The 1,527-nt window shown below is 52.3% G+C and carries 2 rRNA genes; both read left to right on the top strand.

Going from position 1 to position 1,527, the window contains the following annotated elements:
* A 23S ribosomal RNA gene (locus tag ACQRAG_RS11730) occupies nt 1-1,362 on the top strand; the annotation flags it as partial.
* Nucleotides 1,363-1,406: 44 nt separating this feature from the next.
* Nucleotides 1,407-1,521 (top strand): 5S ribosomal RNA (gene rrf, locus ACQRAG_RS11725).
* Nucleotides 1,522-1,527: the final 6 nt, after the last annotated feature.

Below are 1,527 nucleotides of genomic sequence, written 5' to 3'. Positions count from 1 at the left end.
AAGGTCTGAAGTTGTTGAGTCTATGCTGCCTAGAAAAGCTTCTAAGTATAGGACACGCAAACCGTACCGGAAACCAACTCAGGTGGGTGGGATGAATAATCCAAGGCGCTCGAGAGAACTCTGGCCAAGGAACTCGGCAAAATAACCCCGTACCTTCGGAAGAAGGGGTGCTTTTTAGGGTGAAGCGATTCACTCTGTCGAGCCCTGAAAAGCCGCAGAGAAATGGTGGTGGCGACTGTTTACTAAAAACATAGGTCTGTGCCAAGTCGTATAGACGACGTATACGGACTGACGCCTGCCCGGTGCTGGAAGGTTAAAAGGAGGAGTCAGCGCAAGCGAAGCTCCGAATTGAAGCCCCAGTAAACGGCGGCCGTAACTATAACGGTCCTAAGGTAGCGAAATTCCTTGTCGGGTAAGTTCCGACCTGCACGAATGGCGTAACGATCTCCACACTGTCTCGGCCAGAGACTCGGTGAAATTGAAGTCGCGGTGAAAATGCCGTGTACCCGCAGAAAGACGGAAAGACCCTGTGCACCTTTACTATAGCTTGACATTGGGATTTGAGCCTGCATGTGTAGCATAGGTGGGAGGCTGTGAACTCTGTACGCCAGTATGGAGGGAGCCATCGTTGAAATACCACCCTTGTTTGTTCAGGTCCCTAACTCTTCGCCGTGATCCGGTAAGAGGACAGTGTCTGGTGGGTAGTTTGACTGGGGCGGTCGCCTCCCAAAATGTAACGGAGGCATGCAAAGGTTCCCTCAGGCTGATTGGAAACCAGCCGTCGAGTGCAAACGCAAAAGGGAGCTTGACTGCAAGAGAGACATCTCGAGCAGGTACGAAAGTAGGTGTTAGTGATCCGGTGATCCCGAATGGAAGGGTCATCGCTCATTGGATAAAAGGTACGCCGGGGATAACAGGCTGATCGCATCCAAGAGTTCACATCGACGATGCGGTTTGGCACCTCGATGTCGGCTCATCACATCCTGGGGCTGAAGCAGGTCCCAAGGGTACGGCTGTTCGCCGTTTAAAGTGGTACGCGAGCTGGGTTTAAAACGTCGTGAGACAGTTTGGTCCCTATCTTCTGTGGGCGTAGGAGAATTGAAAGGGCCTGTCCCTAGTACGAGAGGACCGGGATGGACACACCACTGGTGGACCTGTTGTCGTGCCAACGGCACAGCAGGGTAGCTATGTGTGGAAGGGATAACCGCTGAAAGCATCTAAGCGGGAAGCCTGCCTTAAGATAAGTTCTCCCTGACGCAAGTCCTGAAGGGCCGAGGTAGACGACCTCGTTGATAGGCTGGAGGTGGAAGCCCTGTGAGGGGTGGAGCTGACCAGTACTAATAGCCCGTGCGTCTTGTTTCTCGAAAAAACCTTCCATCCCTGTTTCAATAAATTTGCCAAATTTCTTTGGTAGCCATAGAGGAGAGGGTACACCCGACCCCATTCCGAACTCGGAAGTTAAGCTCTCCATCGCCGATGATACTGCATAACGTCATGTGGGAAAGTAGGCCGCTGCCAAAGATTGTT

Origin of the sequence: Desulfovibrio sp. SGI.230 (genome assembly GCF_050313065.1) — a bacterium.
GTDB lineage: Bacteria > Desulfobacterota > Desulfovibrionia > Desulfovibrionales > Desulfovibrionaceae > Desulfovibrio.
Note: the sequence above shows the minus strand (reverse complement) of the source record. Positions and strands in the feature narration are given on the sequence as shown.